Here is a 23158-nt window from a genome sequence, read left to right as displayed (position 1 = left end):
GCCACCCCGACTGAGTCGCGGGAGGGCTCACAGGCCGATCCGCAGCGGGGTGAGGCGGGTGGCGACCAGGTTGGTGGCGCCCCGGTCGCGTTCGACGTGGCCGTGCACCAGCAGGCCCGCCCGGTCCAGGGCGGTGCGGCGCTGGGACTCCCAGACCGGGCGGTTGCAGATCACGTTGATCAGGCCGGTCTCGTCCTCCAGGCTGAGGAAGAGCACCCCGCCGGCCGTCGGCGGCCGCTGCCGGTGGGTGACCAGGCCACCGACCACCACCGCCGTTCCCGGTGGCACGTCCGGGAGCTGGTCGGCGCGGAGCGCGCCGCCGCGGTCCAGGTGGGCACGCAGGTGCTGGAGCGGGTGGCTGGTGGCGGAGGTGCCGGTGGCCCACAGGTCGGCGATGGTCTCCTCGACCGGGCTCATGCCGGGCAGTTCGGGCGCCTCGGTGCCGGGGGTGGTGCCGGGGAGAAGTTCGGCCGTGATCCCGGCGAACGCCCCTGCCGCCCAGAGTGCCTGACGTCTCGTCAGTCCGAAGCAGTCGAAGGCTCCGGCCGTCGCCAGCGCCTCCAGGACGGGGGCGGGCAGGCCGGTGCGGCGGGCGAAGTCCTCCAGGCCGGCGTACGGCTGTCCGGCCGCGATCGCCTCGGCCTGCGGGGTGCCGATGCCGCGCACCGTCTCCAGGCCGAGCCGGATGGCGGGTTGCGGGCGCCCGGCGGTCAACGGCGGCTTGGGCGTCGGCCCCCGGTACGGTTCCAGGGTGGGACGCGGACCGCTGGCGTTGACGTCCACCCCGCGCACCCGGACACCGTGCCGCCGCGCGTCCGCGACCAGGCTGAGCGGGGAGTAGAAGCCCATCGGCTGGTTGGCCAGCAGGGCGCAGGTGAAGGCCGCCGGGAAGTGGTACTTGAGCCAGGCGCTGGCGTACACCAGATAGGCGAAGCTGATCGCGTGGCTCTCCGGGAAACCGTAGTTGGAGAAGGCCTCGATCTTGCCGTAGACGTCCTCGGCCACCTCGGGCGGGATGCCGCGCTCGGTCATCCCGCCGAGCAGCCGCTCGCGCAGCCGGGCGACCCGCTCGTGCGAGCGCTTGGCGCCCATCGCCTGGCGCAGCCGGTCGGCCTCGGACGGGGTGAACCCGGCGCAGTCGATGGCGAGTTGCATCATCTGCTCCTGGAACAGCGGCACCCCGAGGGTCTTGCCGAGGGCGTTCTCCATCAGCGGGTGGGGGCAGCCGGGCGGCTCCACCCCGGCGCGGCGGCGCAGGTACGGGTGGACGGACCCGCCCTGGATCGGGCCGGGCCTGATCAGCGCGACCTCGACCACCAGGTCGTAGAAGTGGTCGGGCTTGAGCCGGGGCAGGGTGGCCATCTGCGCCCGGGACTCCACCTGGAACACCCCGACGGTGTCGGCCCGGCGCAGCATCCCGTACACGCCCTCGTCGTCGTCCGGGATGGTGGCCAGGTCGTAGCGCAGGCCGTGGTGTTCGGCGACCAGGTCGCAGGCGTCGTGCAGCGCGGCGAGCATGCCGAGGCCGAGCAGGTCGATCTTCACCAGTCCGGCGCCGGCGGTGGACTCCTTGTCCCACTGCAGCACGGAACGCCCGGGCATCCGGGCCCACTCGGTCGGGCAGATCTCCCCGATCGGCTCCCGGGTGAGCACCATGCCGCCCGAGTGGATGCCCAGGTGGCGCGGCAGGCCGTGGAGTTGGGCGGCGAGCGAGAGCACGTCGGCGGGGATGACGGCGTCCGCGCCGGGGGCGGAGCGGAAGTCGGTCTGCCGGCTGAAGGCGTCCACCTGGCCCTGCGGGTAGCCGAGCACCCGGGCGGCGTCGCGGATCGCCAGCCGGGGCCGGTAGGTGATCACGTTGGCGACCTGGGCGGCGTGCTCGCGCCCGTAGCGGCGGTAGACGTACTGGATGACCTCCTCGCGGCGGCGGTTCTCGATGTCCAGGTCGATGTCGGGCGGGCCGTCCCGGGCGGTGGAGAGGAAGCGCTCGAACAGCAGCTTGTAGTGGATCGGGTCGACGGCGGTGATCCCGAGGGCGTAGCAGACCGCCGAGTTGGCGGCCGAGCCCCGGCCCTGGCACCAGATGTCCTGGCTCCGGCAGAAGTCCACGATGTCGTGCACGATCAGGAAGTAGCCGGCCAGGTCGAGGTCCTCGATCACGTCCAGTTCCCTGGCGAGCTGGCGGCGGGCGGCGGCGTTGCCGGGCCCGAAGCGGGCCGGGCCGCCGGCCGCGACCAGGGCGCGCAGGTGACTGATCTCGGTCTCGCCCTCGGGGACGGGGTAGCCGGGCAGTTCCGGGTCCAGCTTGGCGAAGTCGAAGGCGCAGGCGCGGCCGAGTTCGGCGGTGGCCCGCTGCACTCCGGGGAAGCGGGCCAGTCGGGCGGCCATCTCGCGGCCCGAGCGCAGGTGCGCGGTGCCGGCCGCCCGCGTCCAGCCCACCGCCTCCTGGAGGGTGCGGCGTTCGTTCAGGGCTGCCAGGCTCTGCGCGAGGCGGCCCTGGGCGGGGCCGGCGTGGTGGGCGTTGGTGGAGGCGACGACGGGGAGCCGCAGGTCGGCGGCGAGCGCGGCGAGGGCGTCGTTGCGCCGGTCGTCGCCGGGCAGCCACTGGTCGATCAGCTCGACGTGGACGTTCTCGCGACCGAACGCCTGGGTGAGGGCGAGCAGTTGACGCTGAGCCTCGTCCCGGTCGGGCAGCGCGGCCGGGACCCTGCCGAGGCGGCAGCCGGTGAGCACCGCCCAGTGGCCGTCGTGCGCCCCCGCCAGCGTGGCGAGGTCGTACGCCGGGCGGCCCTTGGCGCCGCCGGCCAGTTGGGCGGCGGCGATCGCGGCGGAGAGGCGGCGGTAGCCTGCCGGGTCGCGGGCGAGGACCAGCAGGTGTTCGGTGCCGCCTTCGCCGCTGATCGTCAGTTCGGCGCCGAACACGGTGGCCACGCCCGTCCCCCGGGCTGCCCCGGCGAGCCGGACGGCGGCGTACAGGCCGTCGTGGTCGGTGATCGCCAGGGTCTCCACGCCCAGCCGGGCCGCCTCGGCGACCAGGTCCTCCGGGTCGCTGGCGCCGTCCAGGAAGCTGAAGGCGGAGTGGACGTGCAGTTCGGCCCAGGGTTCGGCGGGGCCGGGGTTTGCGGGTTCGCCGGGGACTTGGGGGCCTCCGGGGCTTCGGCTGCCTCCGGGGCCTTGGGGGCCTTGGGGGCCTTGGGGTCCATGGGGCTCTCCGGGCCTTGCGGCAGGGGGTTCCTCGACGGGGCGGCGCAGCGGGACGACCGTGCGGTCCGGTGCGGCGCCGGTCATCCGGCGGTGCAGTTCGCTCCAGGGGAGGCTGGGGTGGCTGGTGAAGCCCATCGGGGGTTGCCTTCGTCGTTCTCGTGCTCGTCCTGCTCCCCCCTGCTGCTTCCGGCAGCTGCTTCAGCTGTTGCTTCCGCTGCTGCGGGTTCTCGGGCCGCTAGTCGTAGCCGGCTTCCAGGTACCACACGCCCCCCTCCACGGTGAGCAGCAGCGCCCGGCCGCCGTCCACCACCATCTGGAACCGCGCCCGGCGGCGGGCGAGCGACTGGTCCCACCAGTACTCGACCGCCGGCCAGGGCCCGGTCCAGCCCGCCACCCTCTCCTCCCGGCCCCGGACCACGACCAGGGCCGGCCGGGCCGACACCCCCGCCCGGCCGTCCACCGTGACCGGCCGCCCGTACGCGTCCAGCACCCGCACCGGCGCCGGCTCGCGCAGCACCACGGCCGGCCAGAGGTCCGCCGACCGCTCCGCCAACCGCCCCGGCCAGGGCGCGTCGGCCGGAGCCGCCGCCTCGTACGGCTCGCCCCACGGCACCTTGACCTGCTGTTCTCCCGGGCCGCGCCCGCCGGCCGGCTCGATCCGGCGCAGTCCGGCGTGCCCGAGCACCGCCTGCACCCGGGCCACCGCGCGCTCCACCCGGTCGTCCGCGACGGCCTGGCCCCACAGCGCGAGCTGGCGGCCCTGGTCCGGGGAGAGGCCGTCGGGGGCGAGGCGGAGCAGGGTGAAGCCCGCCTGGTCGCCGTGGTCGCTGGGGAAGGTGCCCATGCCCTGCCAGGCCTGGAGCTGCCAGCGGACCCGCTCGGCCAGCGCCGTCGCGGACAACCGGCCCTCGTGCCGCCACAGCCTCGAGGCCGTCCGCCCGTCCGCGCAGGCCACCTCGACGGCCACCCGGCGGCAGGTCAGCCCGGCCCCGGCCAGCCGCTGGTGCAGCTGCTCGGCCAGCGTGCGGGCCACGAACACCAGCGGTTCGGCCAGCGGCTCCGGCGGGTCGAAGCGCTGCTCGACGGAGAGGTCCGGCTCCTCGTCGCGCGGCACCAGCGGGCGCGGCTGAAGGCCCCGGGCCAGCCGGTGCGCGACCGTCCCGGCCGGGCCGAAGCGGTCCGCGACGGCCTCGGGCGGCAGCGCGGCGAAGGCCCCGACGGTGGGCAGGCCGAGCCGCCCGAGAAGTTCGGCCAGCGCCTCGTCGCCCAGTGCGCCCACCGGGTACGGGGCGAGGAACTCCGCCGTGCGGCCGGCGGGGACCAGCACCCCGGCGCGGGCGGCGAGGACGGCGGCGAACAGGCCGTCGGCCACGCCGATCTGGGCGTAGGGGGTGGTTCGGGGGGCTGCTTCGGGTTCGGCTTCGAGGTCGGGATCGGAGTCGGGGTCGGGGTCGGCTTTGGTTTCGGCCGCTTCGGCAGGGGGCCCAGGGGGCACCGTCACCGCACCGGGGACGGCGTCCGGGACGGGCGGCCGTTCGAGGGCATCCGTCACCGCCGTGCCGACCAGGGCCGCCAGCGCCTCCTCGCCGCCGAAGTAACGGCCCGGGCCCTTCACCGGGATGGCGCACAGGCCCGGGCGGATCACCTCCACCCGGGGCGTGAACGCCTCCACCGCCGCGGCCACCGGCTCGAAGCGGCGGGCCTCCGCCTCCGGGTCACGGTCGCGCAGCTCCAGTTCCGGGCAGAGCCGCTGGGCCAGCTTGAGCCGCTGCCCCTGCCGCACCCCGGCCGCCCGGGCGCCCGCCGAGCAGGCGAGGATCCGGCCGCCCTCGGTGACCGCCACCGGGTCGTCGCCGGTGACGGCCACCACCGGCCAGTCCGGGCACCAGACCACCAGCACCCGGGGGGTTCTTTCACTGCCGGGCATCGTCGACATGTCACACCACCGCCACGAGTGGTTCCGCCGGCTCCGCCATCGGCTCGGGCTGCTCCCGGACCGGGCGCACCGCGCCGTGCTCGTCCGGCAGCCAGAGCCGGGCCGTCCGGCCGCGCACCGCCGACCCGCGCCCCTCGGCCACGACCTCCACCTGCCGACCGGCGAGCTGCCCGTAGCCGTCCCCCAGACCGAACCAGCGCCCGGACCGCACCCCCAGTCGCAGCGCCGCTCCCGGCCACGGCCCGGCCACCAGCAGCACGCAGCCGCTGCGCCGCAGCACGGCGGCCAGGCGGGTGGCCAGCTTCGGCGGCACCGGCCCGTCCGGGCGCAGCATGATCAGTTCGACCGCGCCGGCCAGCACCGACACCACCTCGGGCCAGTGCGCCCCGGGGTCGTCCGCGACCAGCAGGCGGCGCAGGTCCAGCCCGTACCCCTCGGCGGCGGCTAGCCCCAGGTCCGGCAGTCCGATCGCCGCCGCCCAGCCGCCCTCGGTCTCCCGCACCCCGGCGGCCAGTGCCAGCAGCAGTCCGGCGTCCCCGCCCGCCACCGACACCGCCGTCCCCCGGCGCAGTCCGCCGTCCGGCAGCACCTCCCGCAGCGCGGGTGCCACCGGTACCAGCCCGCGCCCCGTCGCCGCCCGCCCGTCCTGGGGCACGGCAGCCGTCAGCGCCACCGACCGCAGCGCGGGGCGTTCGGGCTGCTCAGCGGCAGATTCGAAAACAGATTCGAAAACGGGCACAGCCCCAGGATCGAACATCCGTTCGCAAAGATTCAAGTCCGCCACATCGCCCCGGGCCGTCACGCTCCGTGCCGGACGCCCCGAACGCCCGACGGCGTTCGGCCGGTCGAGTTACCGACGCCCTGCTGACCGGCGCCTCCCGGGCCAAGCGGCTGGTCGCCACCTTCGGCATCGACGCCCAGGCCCGGTTCGCCTCGGCGACCGACCGGACGGCCCCCCGCCGAGGAGCTCGCCCGGAGCGTGGCCATCCTCGTCAGCCGGTACCACGACGAGTCCGCCCCCGGGGGAGCCCGGTCGGCGCCTGGCCACCCGCACGGCCCCCGCCGAGGACGGCCGGTTCATGGCCTTCGAGTACCTGATCGAGGGACGGGGCGGTGGCAACACCGCGATCCGCGTCGTCCACAGCGGCCTGCTCGGCGACGACTGGCAGGACGAGTACGACGCGCTGCGCCGCGGCCGGCCGTTCCACCTGCACACCCTCCGCGAGTACCTCGCGCACTTCCCCGGGCGCACCGCCGTCCCCGTCTTCGCCGCCGCCCCGGCCGCCGGACGCACGGACCCGGAGGTCCGGAGCGCCCTCGCCCACGCCCCGTCCCCGCCGCTCCCGGTCGCCCCGGGCACCCGGGCCCGCGCGCCGAACCGGCCGGGCTGCCGCCGCTGGACGGCGAGGCGGTCCGGGCGGACAACGAGCGCTTCGAACTCCGCACCGCCGACGGACTCCACACCTTCCACCACGGTGGCGCACCGGTGCTGATGTCCCATCACCTCTTCGGGCCGGTGCCGGACGAGGGTCGAGAACGCCTGGCAGCAGTGGCTGGCCGGGGCCCTCGCCGTCTGACCCGCCCCCGCCCCCGCCCCGCGCCCCTCACTTCACGGCCCCAACGAGAACCGAGGAACCACCCATGCGCATCCTGATCAGCACCGCCTTCGTCTCGCTCGACGGCGTCGTCGAGGCCTCCGGCGGCGAACCCGGCTACCGGAACTCCGGATGGACCGTCAAGGACGTCGAGTTCCTCCCCCAGGCGTACGAGATCAAGGGGCGGGAGCAGGAGGAGGCCGCCGCCATGCTGATGGGCCGGGTCAGCTACCAGGCGTTCAGCCCGGTGCGGCCGGACATGGCCGAGTTCGCCCGCTACAGGACGATGCCCGAGTACGTCGTCTCCACCACCCTCACCGAGGACGACCCGGTCCGGAACTGGGGCGAGACCACCACCCTGCGCTCGATCGACCAGGTCGGCGCCCCGAAGGAGACCGAGGGCGGCCCGATCATCCTCCACGGCAGCGCCGCCCTGAACCACAGCCTCTCGGACGCCGGTCTGCTCGACCACTACCACCTGCTCGTCCACCCCCTGATGCTCGGCGCCGGCAAGCGCCTGTTCAGCGCCACGGACAAGGACGCCCAGAAGCTGAAGCCGGTCGAGCACGAGGTCTACGGCAACGGCCTGCAGAAGCAGGTCTCCGACGTCGTCCGCTGACCGGGCGCTCCTGCCGGGGCGGGGCGGCTGGGGCCGGGCGGGGGCGGGGCCCGGGCACGAGTGCGGGCCGGCACTCCCACACCTTGACGTGACGTCAGGCCTTGAAACTCGGTGGACAGGTTCCCGGAGTTCAACAGGCTGTTCCCATGACGGCGAACGACGACAAGAACGACCTGCGGATCTACGTCCAGGACGCCCGCGACGCCCTGATGTGGAAGCTGGACGGCCTCTCCGAGTACGACCTCCGGCGACCACTCACCCCCACCGGGACCAACCTGCTGGGGCTGGTCAAGCACGTCACCGGGGCCGAGGCGCTGTACCTCGGCGAGACCTTCGGGCGCCCCTTCCCCGAAGCCACCCCGCTGTGGATCATCGGCACCGCCGAACCGAACGCCGACCTGTGGGCCCGGGCGGACGAGAGCACCGAGGAGATCCTCGGACGCTACCGCCGGGTCTGGGCCCACTCGGACGCCACCATCGCGGCGTTGCCGCTGGACGCGATCGGCCAACTCCCCTTCGGCAACCGCCCGAAGCAGACCCTGCACCGGGTACTCGTCCATGTGATCGCCGAGACCCACCGGCACGTCGGCCACGCCGACCTCGTCCGCGAACTCATCGACGGCGCCACCGGCCAGCGCTCCGACGGCGCCAACACGGCCCCCGGCGACAAGGCCTGGTGGCAGGCTCACCACGACCGCGTGGAACAGGCCGCCCGGCAGGCCGGCGGGCTCGCCTGACATCCGGACGCCGTGCGGAGAGTCCTGGGGTGGCGGGCATGACGAGTGTGGGGCAGGGGGCCAGGGCGACGCCGACGTTCGGCAGACATCTCGGGGGCAGCAGGCCCTGATGAGCCGCCAGTTACCCTGCGGGTCAGGCCGGAACGTCGGCGTCGATCCCGGCAGCAGCCCAACCCGGGCCGCAGCTCAACTATCACGGTTACCTTCTTCGTGATCCTGGAACGGGGCTCCTGGCCTCCGGGCCCGGCATGACTGTTGCCCCCTGTCGATCGCATGACCTGGGAGCTGGTGTCACCGGGCCCGGAGCACCGTGTGACCGCTGATGAGAGGCCTGACCGGCACCCGGCCGAGCGCAACGCCCGGCCGCTGACGGGTGCCGGGGCTGCGTAACGTGAATGCGCGCGCGAACGGTGCCGACGGGTGAGGCCGGGACGATGAACGACTCCCGGCGGGTTCGGTGTTCGGCACGAGTGGCATCGCGGTCTTCCTCGCCCTGGACGTCGGCAAGGGCGACCACCACGGCCACGGCCTCACCGCCGCCGGGAAGACCGTCTTCGACAAGCGACTGCCCAACAGCAAGCCGAAACTGCGGGCCGTCTTCGACAAGTACACCGCCAAGTTCGGCCGCGTCATGGTCATCGTCGACCAGCCGGCGTCGATCGGCGCCTCGCCGCTCGCCGTGGCCCGTGACGCCGGCTGCGAGACTGCGGCAAGACCACACTCAGGCCCTCCTCCGCCTCGCAACCTTGATGAAGGACATGGAGGCGCCCTCGGCCAACGGACCGCCGACCGCCGACCGCCGACCGCCGACCGCCGACCGCCGACCGCCACCTGCCACCTGCCACCTGCCACCTGCCACCTGCCGACGAAACCCCCGTGGCGTTGTCGGGTCGGCCCGCTAGGGTCAGGTGGGTCAGGGGGGCGGAACGGTGAAGGGTGGGGCACGTGGGGTGTGTGCGGGTGTCCGAGGTGCCGGGCGGGGTGGTGCACGAGGGGAGCCGGGAGTTCCTGGTGCGGGAGGGACTGCCCGCGGCCGGGGCGTTCCTGGACTTCGGGGCGCTCGGCGGCGGGCCGCTGAGGGCCTTCCCGACCGCCGGGGCGGAGCGGCTCTTCGTCCTGGGGGAGACGGACTACTGCACGCCCTTCGCCCCCGTCGGCGACCTCGTGCTGTTGGACGGGACCACCGGTGAGGTGTACCTGGGCAACGGTGGCCCCCGGCGGGACCCGCTGGCCTCCGACCTGGCCGCGCTGACCGCACTGGTGCGGGAGGTCGAGGCGGTGGGCGAGGCGGCCCGACGACCGGAGTCGCTGGACGGGCGGCGCGGGCCCACGGTGGTGGCCGAGGTGATGGCCGGGGCCGAGCGGCGGATGCGGCAGATCGACCCCCGGCTGTTCGAGCGTGACGCCCCGCCCGCGCACTGGGGGACGGCGCTGCTGGTGCGGGCGCTGGCCTGGGGTGCACTGCCCGGCGCGCCGGACGGGCCCGCGTACGAGGTCGGCGCGGAGCTGGTGGCCGAGCTGGCGGCGCTCACCGACGAGGACGGCGGCGCGGGCCTGGTGCACCGGTTCCGGCCGGAGGCGCTGCCCGCCGCCCTGGTGCACGAGCCGACCCGGCGACTGCTCACCGAGGTCGGGCTGCCGCTCGGCGGAGCGATGTTCGGCGTGTGCCAGGAGCCGCTGGTCACCATGGCGGAGGCGTACCCGGAGTACTTCGACGGCGAGGAGGAGCGCCCGTACCAGCGGGACTTCCTCGTGCTCGGGGACTGGCCGACCGACCTCACGATCGCCCTGGACGGCGCCACCGGCCGGCTCGAGCTGCCGGACTGGTACGACGACGGACAGCCCGAGGCCTACCTCAACCGCGACCTGTCCGCCCTGCTCTACGCACTGTGGACGTACGAACGGCTGCGCGTGGAATGGGAGCGCTGGGAGCACGGCCGGGGTCGGGACACCTGGGCGGTGTTCGATCCGCAGTCACTGCTGAGCACCGTGGTGGACCGGCTGGTCGAGGGCGTCGACCCGGAGGCCTTCGCCTCGCCGGGCCGCTCCTGGCGGCTGCTCGCCGAGGACGGGCATCTGGGCGGGTTGCTCGGGTGAGGTGCTGAGCTGTCGACCTTGTTGACTCTGCGAGCCTCGTGGACCTCGTGGACCTCGTGGACCTCGTGGGCCTCGTGGACCTGCTGACTTCGCTGTCCTGCTGAGCCGCTGATCTGCGGCGTCGTGATCCGGCCCGGCCGGGGCCGCCGCGCCGGTACGCTGCCTCGGTGACGAACAACCGTACGGCGACCGGGCGAAGACGGACGATGCTCCTCGGCATCAGCGCCGCGCTCTCCCTCGCTTCGGCGGGCGCGCTGTACGTCCTGCTGTACGTGCGGTCACTGGACTACGGGGAGCGCTGCGAGCGCGGCCTGGTCTCGGGCGGTGGGCGGCTGCTGGAGACGGGTGCGTCCTGGCTGCCGCCGGACGCCTGGTGCCGGTTCGAGGACCAGAGCATGTCCGCCACCCCGTTCTGGGCGCTGCTGCTGTTCTACGCGCTGCTGACCGTGGTGGTCTGGTCGGTCACCTCACTGGTGCGCACCCATCGTCCACGCCCGAACCCGGGACTGGACTGGCAACCGGGGCACGGCACCGGTCCGGGCTGGTAGCCGTCCCCACCCCCGCCCCCGGCGGCGCCTCGGGCGGTCGGCGGCGGGTGCGCACCGGGGAGAAGTAGACCGGCAGGAAGGCCGTCGCGAGCACCGCCCCGCCGAGCCAGAGCGTGGTGCGCAGGCCGAGGAGTTCGCCGAGCAGCCCGGACAGCGCGGAGCCGACCGCGAGCGCGCCGAAGAGCAGGAACCGGAAGGTGGCGTTCATCCGGCCGAGCAGCGCGTCCGGGGTCATCCGCTGACGCAGGCTCACCCCGAGCACGTTGTCCATGCCGGTCTTCAGCGACACCAGCAGCCAGCCCGCCCCGGCCAGGAGCAGCCACGGCCCGCCACCGATCAACGGCACCAGCAGTCCGGCGGGCGCCAGGCACGGGCCCGCCAGTGCGAGGGTGCGGCCGTCGCCGAGCCGGGCGGCGATCGGGCGGGCGCAGCGCGAGCCGAGCAGGACGCCGATCCCACCGACCGCCCAGAACAGGCCCAACGCCCCTGCGGGCAGGTTCAGTTCCCGCACGAACAGGACCGGGAGGAGGGTGTTGACCAGCTGCGATCCGAGGTTGTTGAGGGCGGCGGTGACGGCCAGTGCGCGCAGTTCCGGAGCGCCGAGGACGTGCCGCAGGCCCTCGGCGATCTGTGCGCCGAGGCCGGGGGGGTGGGGGTGGGACCCACGGTCGTCGCCGGGATGGGGGTGCGGCGCAGCGCGGTCAGCCGGAGCGCTGAGCCGAGGTGGCCGAGCGCGGTCACGGCGATCGCCAACGGCGCGGTGAGCAGTTGGACCAGCATCCCGCCCGCGCCGCGTCCGGCGACGTTGCCGAACGCCATCGGGCCGACCACGGCGGCGTTCGCGTCCACCAGGTGCTCACGGCCGACCAGCCCGGGCAGCACGCTCTGCGCGCCGACGTCGAAGAAGACCGTTGCCCCGCCGGTGAGCAGCGCGACCGCGTACAGCTGCCCGAGGCTGAGCCCGCCCAACCACCAGGCGAGCGGGACGGAGGCGTAGAGCACGGCCTTCACCAGGTCGGCGACGATCAGGACGCGGCGGTGGTGCATCCGGTCGACCCAGGCACCGGCGGGCAGACCGATGAGCAGGAAGGCGAGGGTGCTCAGGGTGGCCAGCAGGCCGGCCTGTCCGGGTCACGCGTCAAGGACGGCGACGTAGCCGACGTTGGTGGCGAGTTGGGTGAGGGCGGTCGCCGCGAAGAGGACCCGGAAGTCGGGGATCCGCCAGAGGGAGTGGGGGCGCATGGTCCGTTTCAGTCGGTGAGTAGCGGAACGGCGGTGCGGGGCTTCGGCCGGTGCTTCACCAGGAACACTCCGGCGAGGACGACGGCCGCCCCGACGACCGCCCGTACGGTCAGCTGCTCGCCGAGGACCAGGGCGCCGAGCGCGGTGGAGACGACGGGCAGCAGGTAGCCGACGGTGGCGGCGCTGGTGGGGCCCTCGGTGGCGATCAGGCGGTAGTTGAGGTGGAACGATCAGGCGGTAGTTGAGGTGGAAGGTGAGCCCGGTGCAGGCGACGCCGAGGACGGTGACGGCGGCCAGGCCGAGCGCATCGGCGCCGCTGAACGGGTCCAGCGGGCCGACCGTCGGCAGGGCGACCGTGCTCAGCCCGGCGGCGGCGGTGAGCTGGGCGGCGGAGAGGGCGAGCGGGGCGGTGCCCGTGCCGGTGAACGCCCGGGCCATGTAGGCGAAGGCGACGGCATAGCTCGCGGCCGCGCCGAGCAGGGCGAGCGCCCCGGGGACGCTGATCCCGCCGCCCTCGCGCCAGGGGGCGAGGATCAGCAGCACTCCGGCGAAGCCGAGCAGCAGGCCGGCGAGGCGCAGCGGGTTGTACGTGGCACCGGGTTCGGTGCCGGGGGCTCGGTCGGTGCCGAGGGTGAGGCCGATCAGCAACGACCAGAGCGGAGTGGTCGCGTGCAGCACCCCGGCCGTGCCGGAGCCGACGCTGCGCTCGCCGTACGCGGTGAGCAGGAACGGCAGGGCGTTGCAGAAGAACGCGGCCACGGCGAGCCGCCGCCAGAGTGCGCCGTCGCGCGGGAGGCGTTGCCGGGCGGAGCGGGCGAGCAACAGCAGGACGGCGGCGCCGAGGGCGGCGCGCAGCACGGTGATCTGCACCGGGGTGAGCCCGTGTTGCAGCGCGATCCTTATCCAGAGGAAGCCCGAGCCCCAGAACAGGGCGAGGACGGCCATCCGCAGCACGGGGTGTCCTTCCGTCGATGGTGGATGAGGTCCGGTGGTGGACAGGGCCGGTCGTGGACAGGCCCGGTGGTGGACAGGCCCGGTGGTGGACAGGCCCGGTCGTGGACGAGTTGTCGGTCGACGATCGCGTGGAGGGATCACGTAGCACAAGCGAAGAGTCCTTCATGATGTTTAAGCTGGGCTGTATGAATGTCTCGCTCGACGTCCGCCGGATGCAGGTGCTGCGAGCTGTGGTCGACCACGGCTCGGTGAGCGCGGCCGCCGCCGCGCTCGGCTACACCCCGTCGGCCGTCAGCCAGCAGGTGACGACGTTGGAGCGGGAGACGGGGACGGCCTTGCTGGAGCGGATCGGGCGGGGCGTGCGGCCGACCGCCGCCGGGCTGCTGCTCGCCGGGCACGCGGCGACCATCGACCGGCAGGTCGCGGAGGCGGGTGCGGCGCTGGCCGACCTGCGAGCCGGGCGCAGCGGCAGCCTGACCGTCCGCTACTTCGCCACGGCAGGCGCCACCCTGGTGGCCCCGGCCGTCGCCGCCTTCCGCCGGGAGCACCCGGGCGTGCGCCTCGACCTGGGCCTGACGGAACCGACGGACCAGCTCACCGAGGTGCGGGACGGCCGGGCCGACCTGGCCGTGGTGTTCTGGTCCGACGAGGCCCCGGCCGGCCTGCGGCTGGTGCACCTGCACGACGATCCGTACCGCGCCGTACTGCCCCGGGGGCACCGGCTGGCCGCTCGTCGCGTCCTGGACCTGGCCGAGCTGGCCGACGAGCCCTGGGTGGGCGCCGAACCGCCCGGGCCCTGCCGGAGCCTCGTGCACGACGCCTGCGACGCGGCCGGGTTCCGTCCGACGGTCGCGGTGGACGGCGCGGACTATCTGACCGCGCAGGGCTTCGTCGCGGCGGGGCTGGGGGTGTCGCTCCTGCCGGAACTGGGCCTGGCCCAGCGACACCCCGGCGTCACGGTGCACCGGGTGCGCGGCCCGGAACCGGTGCGCACCCTGCACGCCGCCGTGCGGGAGGGGGCCTGGGGGCAACCAGTGCTCGGGGCCATGGTTGCGGCGCTGCGCTCGGCGGCGAAGCCGGCGGAGGCAGCGGACGCGGCAACGGTAGCTGCAGAGGCGGCGGACGCGGCGGAGTAGGGGCACGCCAGGGGTGCCGTAACCGGCTTGGCATTGCGGTGGACTTGAAACTGCCGCAGCGGCAGCTCCTACGGTCGTGACCAGGGGCCGGAGGAACCGGCCCCGGTCCGACGAACGTGCACGCCGATGGACGTGGAACCGAGCGCCGGGAAGCGAAGGATTCGAGGGAGGAGACGGCGATGGCCTGGCCGATCGCGGCGGTTGCCCGGATGTCGGGCGTGACCGCCCGGACCCTGCGGCACTACGACGAGATCGGGCTGCTGTCACCGGCCTGGACCGGCTCCAACGGCCACCGCTACTACGAGGAACGGCAGTTGCTGCAGCTGCAGCAGATCCTCGTCCTGCGGGCACTGGGCGTGGGGCTGGCCGAGATCGCCCGGATCATCGGCGACCAGGTGGACGAACTGGAGTCCCTGCGGGGCCACCACCGCCGACTGGTCGCCGAGCGCGATCGGCTCGACGCCCTGGCCACCACCGTCTCGCGCACGATCGCCGACCTGGAACGCTCCCGGAAGGATGGCACGCCCATGACCAGCATCAACCGGCCCGAGAACCTTTTCGAGGGAATCCAGCCCGCCGACGTCGACGCCAGCCTGCGCGACTTCCCCGAGCACGCTGAGGCGGCCCGGCGCGTGACCGCCGCGATGACCCCGGCCGAGATCGAGGCCGGCCAGCGCGAGCGGACCGCACGGATGGTCCGCCTGGCTGAGCTGATGGCGGCCGGCCACCCGGCCGACGCCGAGCCCACTCAGCGCATGATCGACGAGGAGTACCAGCTGCTCAGCGGACTCCGGGCGGTCCCGGTGGAGGAGTACCGCGCGATCGCGCGCTCGTGCACGGAGAACGAGCAGTGGAACGCCGCGTACGAGGCCATTGCCTCGGGGCTGGCCGCCTACCAGCGCGCCGCCATGGAGGCGTACGCGGATGCGCGGCTCTCCTGAGCCGGGCAGGAGGGGACGGGGCGCGCGGAAACGGGTGAACCCGGGGGCGCTTCCGCTGGGGCGAGGGGCCCGGCAGTAGCGCGGTAGCAACCCACCCTCCGCCCGGTCACCCGGTCACCCGGTGGTCAGTCGACCGGGTGACCGGAGCCTCTTCCCTGCCGTCCCTGCTGTTCCCGCCGTCTCTGCCGTCACTCGGTCCGTAGCGCCGTGACCGTCCGCGTGCGGGCGGCCCAGGTGGCGGGCAGCAGGGCCCCGAGCAGGGCCAGCACCAGGCCACCGAGTATCAGCGGCCCCACCACCGACGGGGCGAACACCGTGAGGTCCACGTCCGGCACTCCGATCCCGGCGGCGCTGGCCATTGCGGGCATCACCAGGTGGTGCACGGCGATCCCGATCGGGACCCCGACCAGTCCGGCCACCAGTCCGCTTCCGCAGACCGAGGTGAGCACCATGCCGATGGTCTGCCGGGGCGACATCCCGAGCGCCTTGAGCACCCCGAGGTCGTGCACCCGTTCCCTGGTGTCCAGCAGCACCGTGTTGAGCACCCCGAGCCCTGCCACCACGGAGAGCAGCAGCGTGAGAGTGCCCGCCAGGGTGTTCATCGCCAGCACCACGATGTTGATGTGCTCCTCGCCCGGGTCTGCGCTCAGCCCCATCGGCGAGACGGCCGCGTCCAGCCCGTCCGCGTAGGCCTTCACGTCGGTGCCCGAGGTGAGGTCGATGTGGAACGAGATCGCCTCGGGATGGATCGCGCCGCCGAGCGGCTCCAGCGTGGACCGGTCCAGGAACACCACGTCCTCGGTGGTGAGGACCTCGCCGATGATCTTCGCCGCAGTGTCGCGACCGTGGTCGGTGAGGGTGACGGTGTCACCGACCTCCTTCTGGTTGGCGCGCAGGAAGGCCGCGCTGACCGTCACCTCACCGGGGCCGTGGAACCAGCGACCCGAGACCAGTTGGAAGCCGCTCCAGGAGGTGTCGCCGGCGAATGCGACCATCTCGGAGCGTCCGGTGTTCCCGGCCACGGTGGCCGGGACCGGCACGCTGCTGTACCAGGCCTTGGTGCCGGGGCGGGACTCGATCGCCTTCACCACGGCCGCCTCGTCGACGTGGTCGACGGGCTTGGAGCCGTCGAACGGCGCCTGGACCACGACCTTGCCCGCGCGGTCGGCCGTCAGCCCGTCCTGGAGGGAGCCCAGTGAGAGCGTCAGACCAACGCACAGGGTGACCCCGACCGTACCGAGCACCACCGCGGCGGCCGTGGTGGCCGAGCGGCCCGGTCGGTTCAGCGGGGACGCCAGCCCGAGACTGAGCGCACGCGGCACCGGCAGCCGGCTGATCAGGTTCTGCACCCGGGACAGCAGGCCCGCTGCTCCGCCCCGGCCCGCCACTCCCCCGGCGGCCGCCCGCTTGGCGCCGGGCGCCGTCCGGCCGACCGCGAGCGCCTCCACCGTGCGCAGCCGTCCGGCCCGCAGCGCCGGCACCAGCGCCGTGCCGACCACCGCGCCCAGGGCTGCCACCGCGACCACCACGTCCACCCAGATCGGAATGCCGAGCAGACCGCCGCGCAGGGCCTTGTGAGCCATCCCGAGCACGGGCACGGACAGCAGGTTCCCTCCGAACACGCCCAGTGCGGTGCCGAGCCCGGCGGGGATCAGCGCCTGGCCGACGTAGGCGCGTGCCACCTGGGCCGGGGTGAAGCCCAGCGACTTGAGGATGCCGATCCGCCGGGTGGCGGCGCTCACCGCGCCGCTGACCACGACGCCGACGATCAGCACCGACATGGCCAGGCCGAGCAATCCGAACGCCGTGACGAACGGGACGAAGGTCGAAGCCGTCCGGTTGGCCTCCTCCCGGGCGGGCCGGTAGGTGGTCGCCTTGGTGATCGCGCCGTTCGGCACCGCGGCGGTGATCGCCGCGTGGTCGGCCTGCATCTCGGCGTCGCTGCCGGCGTGGGCGAAGCGGTAGAGGTACTGGGCGGCGGGCGGCGTGCCCGGCGCTGTCAGCCCGGCCACCTGCTCGGGGGAGACCCACCCGTCCGCGCTCCAGGAGACCGAGGCGGCCAGGCCGACGACCTTGAGCGTCGGGTGCCCGGGCAGGTCGCGGAACTCCATGCTGTCGCCGACCGCCAGCGGGGAGTGCCCGTCCAGGAACACCACCTCGCCGGGGCCCGCGATCCAGCGGCCGTTGGTGATCCGCAGGTCGTCCATCGGGCCGTTCTGGGCACGGCCGACCAGCGTCATCGGCGGCAGCAGGCTGCCTGTCGGCGGGATCTCGGTGCCCGGGCCGGAGCGCGGCTGGACGGTCACGGCCGGAAGGGGGCCGGCCGAGGCCGTCACACCGGGCGCGTGCGCGGCCGCGGCGAGCTGGGCGGGGCTCACCTTGGTCTGGTCGTACACCACGTTGAGATGCGCGCCGTGCTGGTCGGCGAAGGAGCGCTCGTACGGGCCCCGGGCGGCCACCAGCAGCCCGAGGGCGAGGATGCACGCCGTCACCGACATCATCGTGGTGAGCACCATGACCAGGGTCTGCACCCGCTTGCGGCCGACTCCGGCCCGAACCACCTTGCTCATGGCGCTCATGCGCCCACCCCGCTCCGGCCCCCGCCCGCCGACACGGCCGCCGTGTCCCGGACCAGCCTGCCGTCGAGCAGTTCGATCGTCCGGTCGGCGCAGGCCTCGGCGAGCGCCGTGTCGTGGGTGACCAACAGGATCGTCTGGCCCTCCGCGTTGAGCCCGCGGAGCAGGTCGCGGACATCGGCGGCGGAGGCGGTGTCCAGCGCCCCGGTCGGCTCGTCGGCCAGCAGCAGCGGCGGACGGTTCATCAGCGCCCGGGCCACCGCGACACGCTGGCGCTCGCCGCCGGAGAGCCGGCCGGGGAAGGCCTTGGCGTGCCGGGCCACCCCGAGCCGCTCCAGCAGCTCCCCGGCCCGGGCCCCGGCCTGGTCCCGCCGCATCCCGGCCAGTTGGGCCGGGAGCAGCACGTTGTCCTCCACGTTCAGGTCGTCCAGCAGGTTGAAGAACTGGAACACCATGCCGATCCGGGTCCGCCGGTACTCGGCCAGCGCGGCCTCGCCGAGCTCGTGGACGGCCACGCCGTCCACCTCGACGCCGCCCTCGCTCGGGTGGTCGAGGCCGGCGATCAGGTTCAGCAGGGTGGACTTGCCGCTGCCCGAGCGGCCGAGCACGGCCAGCGCCTCGCCGGCCCGCACCTCCAGGTCGAGCCCGGCCAGGGCAGGACGGGCGGTGTCGGATCGGTCGTACGTCTTGCTGACGCCGCGGATCCTGATGATCGGCGCGTTCACGGGCCCTCCATGGTTCGGGGTCCGGCGCCGGGGGAGCCGGGCCGGCTGACGGGACATCACGCTACGAATCCGCGACCGAGTGCAGACAGCCGTCTAAGCGGCGTCCCGGGGGTGTATCCAGATACACCCCGAACTGGGTGTTCAGGCCTAGAGCATCGGGCTTTCGGGCGGGGCAGACTGACCAAGCGAAAGATCGGAACCGGGGGCCGCGGGGCTCCGGGAGCAAGGCTTCGAGCCCCTGGCCGGGGCTCAGGACGGAGGAGTGGGACATGAGGGCCGGAACGATCGGCAGGGTGGCCCGGCGGGTCGGCCGGGCCTGTGTGGACGGCGTGCGCGCCTGGTACGTGGCGACGCTGGCGGTGACGGGACTGGTCTCGCTGCTGGCCGGGCCGATCCTGCTGGCCTCCGCGCTGTTCGGCCCCGACGAGTCCCGCTCGTTCTCCTCTCCCGGCGGGCCGCTGATCCTGCTCGTGCCGTTGGCGCCGGTCGCCCTCTGGGCGCTCTGCTGGGCCACCGGCGGCGGTGGCCGGGCGGTCGGGGCCGCGCTGTTCGCCCCGGGCGCGCTCGCGGTGACGGCGGCCCACCTGTACGGCGGCGCCGCGCCCGGCGACCGGTCCGTCTCGCTCTGGACGGCGCCCTCGCTGCTGGTGCTCGGACTGTTCGGAGCGCGCTGGATCGCGACCGAGAGCCGGCGGGTCGTCGACCGCTGGAGCGGGCGGCCGGTGCCGGTGCCGTACCGCCGTCCGGACGGCGATTCCAGCCCCTGGCAGCGGCTCCGCTCCGGCGGCTGGCTGACCGATCCGGCGACCTGGCGGGACCTCGCCTGGGCGCTCCTGACCGGCCTCGCCGTGCTGTTCACCGCCGCTATCGTGCTGTTGACCCCGATCGCCATGGAGATCTTCGGCCGGAACGGACTGCTCTTCCCGCTGGTCATCGTCTACGGCATGGGCCTCTGGGCGGCCCCGTTCGCCCTGCTGTGGGCCGCCCCACCCGTCCTGCGGATTCACGAGAAGGCCGCCCGGTCCCTGCTCGGGCCCTCCCGACGGGCCGAACTGGCCCGTCAGGTCAGCCACCTGGCGCGGACCAGGGCGGACACCATCGACGCCGGGGCGGCCGAACTGCGCCGGATCGAACGGGACCTCCACGACGGGGCCCAGGCCCGGCTGGTGGCGCTGGGCATGCTGCTGACCGTCGCCGAGCAGGTGAAGCACGACCCGGACGCCCTCGGGCCGTTGCTGGCGGAGGCCCGGACGTCCTCGGTGAAGGCGCTGGGCGAACTGCGGGACCTGGTCCGGGGCATCCACCCCCCGGTGCTGGCCGACCGCGGCCTGGCCGACGCGATCGAGGCGACCGCGCTGGACCTGCCGCTACCGGTCACCTTCACGGGCGGCCTGCCCGGCCGGGCCCCGGCTCCGGTGGAGTCGGCCGCCTACTTCGCGGTGAGCGAACTGCTGGCCAACGTGGTGAAACACTCCGGGGCCTCGCACGTGTGGATCGAGATAGGGCACAGTGACGGGCTGCTGCGGATATCGGTCACCGACGACGGGCGCGGAGGCGCCGAACCGTCCCGGGGAACCGGCCTCAGCGGAACCGAACGCCGACTGGCCGCCTTCGACGGGGTGCTCGCGATCAGCAGCCCGCCCGGTGGCCCGACCATCGTGAACCTGGAGATCCCGTGCGCGTTGTCATCGCCGAAGACCTCTTCCTCCTCCGGGACGGGCTGACCCGGTTGCTGGAGGCCAACGGCATGAAGGTCACCGCGGCGGTCGAGAACGGCGAGCAGCTGCTCGCCGCGGTGGCTGCCGACCGGCCCGACATCGCCGTGGTCGACGTGCGGCTGCCGCCGAGCTTCACGGACGAGGGGCTGCGCGCGGCGCTGGCGGCCCGGCAGGCCAACCCGGGCCTGCCGGTGCTGGTGCTGTCGCAGTTCGTGGAGCAGCTGTACGCCCGCGAGCTGTTGGCCGGCAGCTCCGGCGGCATCGGCTACCTGCTGAAGGACCGCGTCCTGGACGGCGCGCAGTTCCTCGACGCCGTCCGGCGGGTCGCCCAGGGCGGTACCGCGATGGATCCGGAGGTGATCACACGACTGCTCACCCACAACTCCTCGGCCGGTCCGGTTTCCACCCTGTCCCCGCGAGAGCGGCAGGTGCTGGGGCTGATGGCCGAGGGCCGCTCGAACGCGGCGATCGCCCAGCAGCTGGTGATCACCGAACGGGCGGTCGCCAAGCACACCGCGTCGATCTTCGTCCGACTCGACCTCCAGCCCTCCGATGACGACAACCGACGCGTCCTGGCCGTCCTCGCCTACCTCAACAACTCCTGAACGCCTCGACCCCGATGAACTGGACCCCCATGAAAGGGAGCCGCCGATCACGCCACACCTGCCCATGCTGCACAGCTGATGGTCCCCGGACCAGTGGGGGATGGTCCTCGGGGCAGGGGGCTCGCCCGCCGCCGAACGGGTCATTTAGGCTGGGGGGGTGCTCATCCTCGTTCGCCGCCGCCACGTGGACCTGCTCCGCGTGACGAGCATGTCCTGTCGACGCTCTGGCTGAACCTCGCGCCCACCCTCACGGCGGCCCCGGACGGCCGCCACCACCTCCCGGCTACCGGAGCACCCGCCGCATCAGGCGCGGCTCCGGCCACCCCTGGTCGACCACCGGGACCAGCCGGGACGAGACCAGCGGATGTCACACATGACGCAGCAGCACACGCCCATATCCGGAACCGACTCCACGCCGGAGGCACACCCCGAGGCCCTCCCGGTGATCGACCTCTCGCTCGCCGACGGCACCCCGGAGGACCGCCGCCGACTGCACGACGAGCTCCGCGCCGCTGCCACCGGCGTCGGCTTCTTCCAGCTCGTCGGCCACGGCGTCACCCCGGAGGAAACGGCCGCGCTCACCGGAGCCATGCGCGCCTTCTTCGCCCTCCCCGAGGCCGACCGGCTCGCCGTGAGCAACCTCAACTCCCCCCACTACCGCGGCTACACCCGTACCGGCGACGAGCGCACCGGCGGCAGCCAGGACTGGCGCGACCAGCTGGACATCGGTGCCGAGCTGCCCCCGCACGCCCCCGGCAGCGGCGAGCCCCCGTACTGGTGGCTGGAGGGCCCCAACCAGTGGCCGACCGCGCTCCCCGAGCTGCGCACCGCCGCGCTCGGCTGGATCGAGCACCTCGGCACGGTCGCCCGCCGCCTGCTGCACGAACTCCTCACCGCGATCGGCGCCCGCCCCGACTTCTACGACGACGCCTTCGCGGGCCACCCGCACCTGCGTCTCAAGCTGGTCCGCTACCCCGGCACCGCCCCGGACGGCGCGGGTCAGGGCGTCGGCGCCCACAAGGACTACGGCTTCATCACCCTGCTCCTCCAGGACACCGTCGGCGGCCTCCAGGTCGAGCGCCCGGACGGCACCTTCCTGGACGTCCCCCCGCTCGACGGCGCCTTCGTGGTCAACCTCGGCGAGCTGCTGGAAGTGGCCACCGACGGCTACCTCAAGGCCACCAGCCACCGCGTGGTCAGCCCCTCCGGAGCCCGCGAGCGCTACTCCGTCCCGTTCTTCTACAACCCGCGCCTCGACGCCCACATCGAGCCGCTCGACTTCCCCCTCGCCCACCACGCCCCCGGTGCCACCGAGGACCCGGCCAACCCGCTCTTCGCCGATTTCGGCTTCAACGAGTGGAAGGGCTACACCCGAGCCCACCCCGAGGTCACCCGCCGCCACCACGCCGCCCTCGCGTAGTCCGCCTCCCGTAGCCGGCGGCCGCCAGCCGCCGGCTACGGACTCCTGGGTGCTGCCCGCCTCCCACCGCCTGCCGCCTGCCGCCTGCCGCCTGCCGCCTGCCGGCCACTGGTAGCGCGCCGCCCGAACCGGCACGCCCCCGTCCACCGGGGATCGCGTGCCGGTTCGTTCGTTCCAGCCCCCAGCCGGGTCCGTCAGACCGCCCCTCCTCCGATGGACCTGACCGCACCGCACTGTCACACTGCTGCTGTCACAGCAGGAGTGTGCCAGCGCGGGAGGCAGCAGATGGGGGAGCACGGCGCCGGGGTGGGCGAGGTGCGGCTGACGGTGGACGAGTTGGCGGCGCGGGCCGGAGTGACGGTGCGGACCGTACGGTTCTACGGGACGAAGGGCCTGCTGCCACCACCGGAGCTGGGGCCACGGCGGGTGGGCCTGTACGGAGCCGCACACCTGGACCGCCTGGGGCTGATCGAGGAGTTGCAGCGGCAGGGGCTGACGCTGGCCGCGATCGAGCGGTACCTGGCGCGGCTGCCGGAGGACAGCACACCGCTGGGCCTGGCGATCCACCGGGCCCTGGTGGCGTCCTGGACGCCGGAGGCGCCCGAAGAGGTGGGCCGGGCGCAGCTGGAACGGCGGGCCGGTCGGGGACTGTCGGAGGAGCAGGTGGAACGCCTGGTCGCGATGGGCGCGCTGGAGCGGACGGCCGACCCGGAGGTGTTCCGGGCGGACCCGGGCCTGCTGCCGCTGGGCGTACGGATCCTGGACGTGCCGATCCCGTTGGAGACTCTGCTGACGGCCCGGGCGGTGGTCCTGGAGCACAGCCGGGCGACGGCGCGGGAGTTGCAGCGGCTGTTCCGCGAGACGGTGTGGAAGCCGTACCGGGAGAGCGAGCCGGACCCGGCGGAGCTGGCCCGGATGAAGGAGCTGACCGACCACATCCAGCCGATGGTCGCGCAGGCACTGGTCACCGCGTACCAGCGGTCGTTGCGCGAGGAGTTGGGCGAGGAACTCGGCCGGGGAAGCGGGTGACGAGAAGCCGGACGACGAAGAACCGGACGACGCGGAACCGGACGACGAAGAACCGGACGGGGTGAGGCCGCGCGGG

At 74.0% G+C, this 23158-nt stretch carries 19 protein-coding genes and 2 pseudogenes; 12 read left to right on the top strand and 9 right to left on the bottom strand.

All coding sequences use genetic code 11. The features are described from left to right. Positions 1-27: 27 nt before the first annotated feature. The 3 genes from ACH4J0_RS23735 to ACH4J0_RS23725 all read right to left on the bottom strand — a co-directional run bounded on the left by ACH4J0_RS23735 (position 28) and on the right by ACH4J0_RS23725 (position 5879). The gene (locus ACH4J0_RS23735) at positions 28-3339 is read right to left on the bottom strand and encodes an error-prone DNA polymerase (protein WP_396242527.1); all 3312 of its coding nucleotides are present in this window, start codon (positions 3337-3339) and stop codon (positions 28-30) included. Positions 3340-3439: 100 nt separating this feature from the next. Beyond that, positions 3440-5131, bottom strand: a complete 1692-nt coding sequence (locus tag ACH4J0_RS23730) for a DNA polymerase Y family protein (protein WP_396242526.1) — start codon at positions 5129-5131, stop codon at positions 3440-3442. Positions 5132-5141: 10 nt separating this feature from the next. Beyond that, the gene (locus tag ACH4J0_RS23725; protein ID WP_396242525.1) at positions 5142-5879 is read right to left on the bottom strand and encodes a hypothetical protein; all 738 of its coding nucleotides are present in this window, start codon (positions 5877-5879) and stop codon (positions 5142-5144) included. A 340-nt stretch (positions 5880-6219) separates the two neighbouring features. Here ACH4J0_RS23725 and ACH4J0_RS23720 point away from each other — a divergent pair, with 340 nt between their 5' ends. The 6 genes and pseudogenes from ACH4J0_RS23720 (at position 6220) to ACH4J0_RS23695 (ending at position 10736) form a co-directional block, all read left to right on the top strand. Then, positions 6220-6633, top strand: a complete 414-nt coding sequence (locus tag ACH4J0_RS23720) for a hypothetical protein (protein WP_396242524.1) — start codon at positions 6220-6222, stop codon at positions 6631-6633. Positions 6634-6781: 148 nt separating this feature from the next. Next, positions 6782-7354: a dihydrofolate reductase family protein gene (locus ACH4J0_RS23715; RefSeq protein WP_396242523.1), complete on the top strand. Its 573-nt coding sequence runs from the start codon at positions 6782-6784 to the stop codon at positions 7352-7354. A 146-nt stretch (positions 7355-7500) separates the two neighbouring features. Continuing rightward, the gene (locus ACH4J0_RS23710) at positions 7501-8091 is read left to right on the top strand and encodes a DinB family protein (RefSeq protein WP_396242522.1); all 591 of its coding nucleotides are present in this window, start codon (positions 7501-7503) and stop codon (positions 8089-8091) included. Positions 8092-8548: 457 nt separating this feature from the next. Further along, positions 8549-8809: pseudogene (locus tag ACH4J0_RS23705) on the top strand (transposase); the annotation flags it as partial. A 242-nt stretch (positions 8810-9051) separates the two neighbouring features. Then, positions 9052-10188 (top strand): SUKH-4 family immunity protein, encoded by a 1137-nt coding sequence (locus tag ACH4J0_RS23700; protein ID WP_396242521.1) that lies wholly within the window; start codon positions 9052-9054, stop codon positions 10186-10188. 167 nt (positions 10189-10355) lie between these two features. Continuing rightward, on the top strand, positions 10356-10736 hold the full coding sequence (locus ACH4J0_RS23695) for a hypothetical protein (protein WP_396242520.1): 381 nt from the start codon (positions 10356-10358) through the stop codon (positions 10734-10736). On the opposite strand, the gene ACH4J0_RS23690 is transcribed toward ACH4J0_RS23695, so the two are convergent. The 4 genes and pseudogenes from ACH4J0_RS23690 to ACH4J0_RS23675 form a co-directional block, all read right to left on the bottom strand. Continuing rightward, complete coding sequence (locus tag ACH4J0_RS23690; protein WP_396242580.1) at positions 10651-11352, bottom strand: MFS transporter; 702 nt, start codon at positions 11350-11352, stop codon at positions 10651-10653. The two genes, ACH4J0_RS23695 and ACH4J0_RS23690, sit on opposite strands and share 86 nt — an antisense overlap. Then, on the bottom strand, positions 11235-11810 hold the full coding sequence (locus ACH4J0_RS23685) for an MFS transporter (protein WP_396242579.1): 576 nt from the start codon (positions 11808-11810) through the stop codon (positions 11235-11237). Before ACH4J0_RS23685 ends, ACH4J0_RS23690 begins: the two co-directional genes overlap by 118 nt. Before the next feature lie 176 nt (positions 11811-11986). Beyond that, positions 11987-12139: an EamA family transporter gene (locus ACH4J0_RS23680; RefSeq protein ID WP_396242578.1), complete on the bottom strand. Its 153-nt coding sequence runs from the start codon at positions 12137-12139 to the stop codon at positions 11987-11989. Between the two features lie 427 nt (positions 12140-12566). After that, positions 12567-12923, bottom strand: a pseudogene (locus tag ACH4J0_RS23675) (EamA family transporter); the annotation flags it as partial. A gap of 221 nt (positions 12924-13144) precedes the next feature. Between ACH4J0_RS23675 and ACH4J0_RS23670 the strand changes: the two are divergent. Further along, on the top strand, positions 13145-14068 hold the full coding sequence (locus ACH4J0_RS23670) for a LysR family transcriptional regulator (protein WP_396242577.1): 924 nt from the start codon (positions 13145-13147) through the stop codon (positions 14066-14068). Between the two features lie 179 nt (positions 14069-14247). Beyond that, positions 14248-15009 carry a MerR family transcriptional regulator gene (locus tag ACH4J0_RS23665; protein ID WP_396242519.1) on the top strand — a complete coding sequence of 254 codons (762 nt, stop codon included), beginning with the start codon at positions 14248-14250 and terminating at the stop codon, positions 15007-15009. Positions 15010-15197: 188 nt separating this feature from the next. Here ACH4J0_RS23665 and ACH4J0_RS23660 read toward each other — a convergent pair whose 3' ends face one another. Beyond that, complete coding sequence (locus tag ACH4J0_RS23660; RefSeq protein ID WP_396242518.1) at positions 15198-17588, bottom strand: FtsX-like permease family protein; 2391 nt, start codon at positions 17586-17588, stop codon at positions 15198-15200. Then, on the bottom strand, positions 17585-18310 hold the full coding sequence (locus tag ACH4J0_RS23655; RefSeq protein WP_396242517.1) for an ABC transporter ATP-binding protein: 726 nt from the start codon (positions 18308-18310) through the stop codon (positions 17585-17587). The genes ACH4J0_RS23660 and ACH4J0_RS23655 overlap by 4 nt, the downstream gene beginning before the upstream one ends. A gap of 269 nt (positions 18311-18579) precedes the next feature. Here ACH4J0_RS23655 and ACH4J0_RS23650 point away from each other — a divergent pair, with 269 nt between their 5' ends. From ACH4J0_RS23650 to ACH4J0_RS23635, 4 genes are all read left to right on the top strand, one after another. Then, the gene (locus ACH4J0_RS23650; protein WP_396242516.1) at positions 18580-20034 is read left to right on the top strand and encodes a histidine kinase; all 1455 of its coding nucleotides are present in this window, start codon (positions 18580-18582) and stop codon (positions 20032-20034) included. Further along, positions 19986-20633 carry a response regulator gene (locus ACH4J0_RS23645; protein WP_396242515.1) on the top strand — a complete coding sequence of 216 codons (648 nt, stop codon included), beginning with the start codon at positions 19986-19988 and terminating at the stop codon, positions 20631-20633. The genes ACH4J0_RS23650 and ACH4J0_RS23645 overlap by 49 nt, the downstream gene beginning before the upstream one ends. 373 nt (positions 20634-21006) lie before the next feature. Continuing rightward, positions 21007-22053: an isopenicillin N synthase family dioxygenase gene (locus ACH4J0_RS23640; RefSeq protein ID WP_396242514.1), complete on the top strand. Its 1047-nt coding sequence runs from the start codon at positions 21007-21009 to the stop codon at positions 22051-22053. A gap of 285 nt (positions 22054-22338) precedes the next feature. Further along, a complete protein-coding gene (locus ACH4J0_RS23635; protein WP_396242513.1) occupies positions 22339-23082 on the top strand; it encodes a MerR family transcriptional regulator in 744 nt (247 codons plus the stop codon). The last annotated feature ends 76 nt before the right edge of the window (positions 23083-23158 follow it).

It is taken from the genome of Kitasatospora sp. NPDC017646, from assembly GCF_044329365.1.
Lineage (GTDB): Bacteria > Actinomycetota > Actinomycetes > Streptomycetales > Streptomycetaceae > Kitasatospora.
This window is presented reverse-complemented; position numbering and strand designations above follow the sequence as displayed.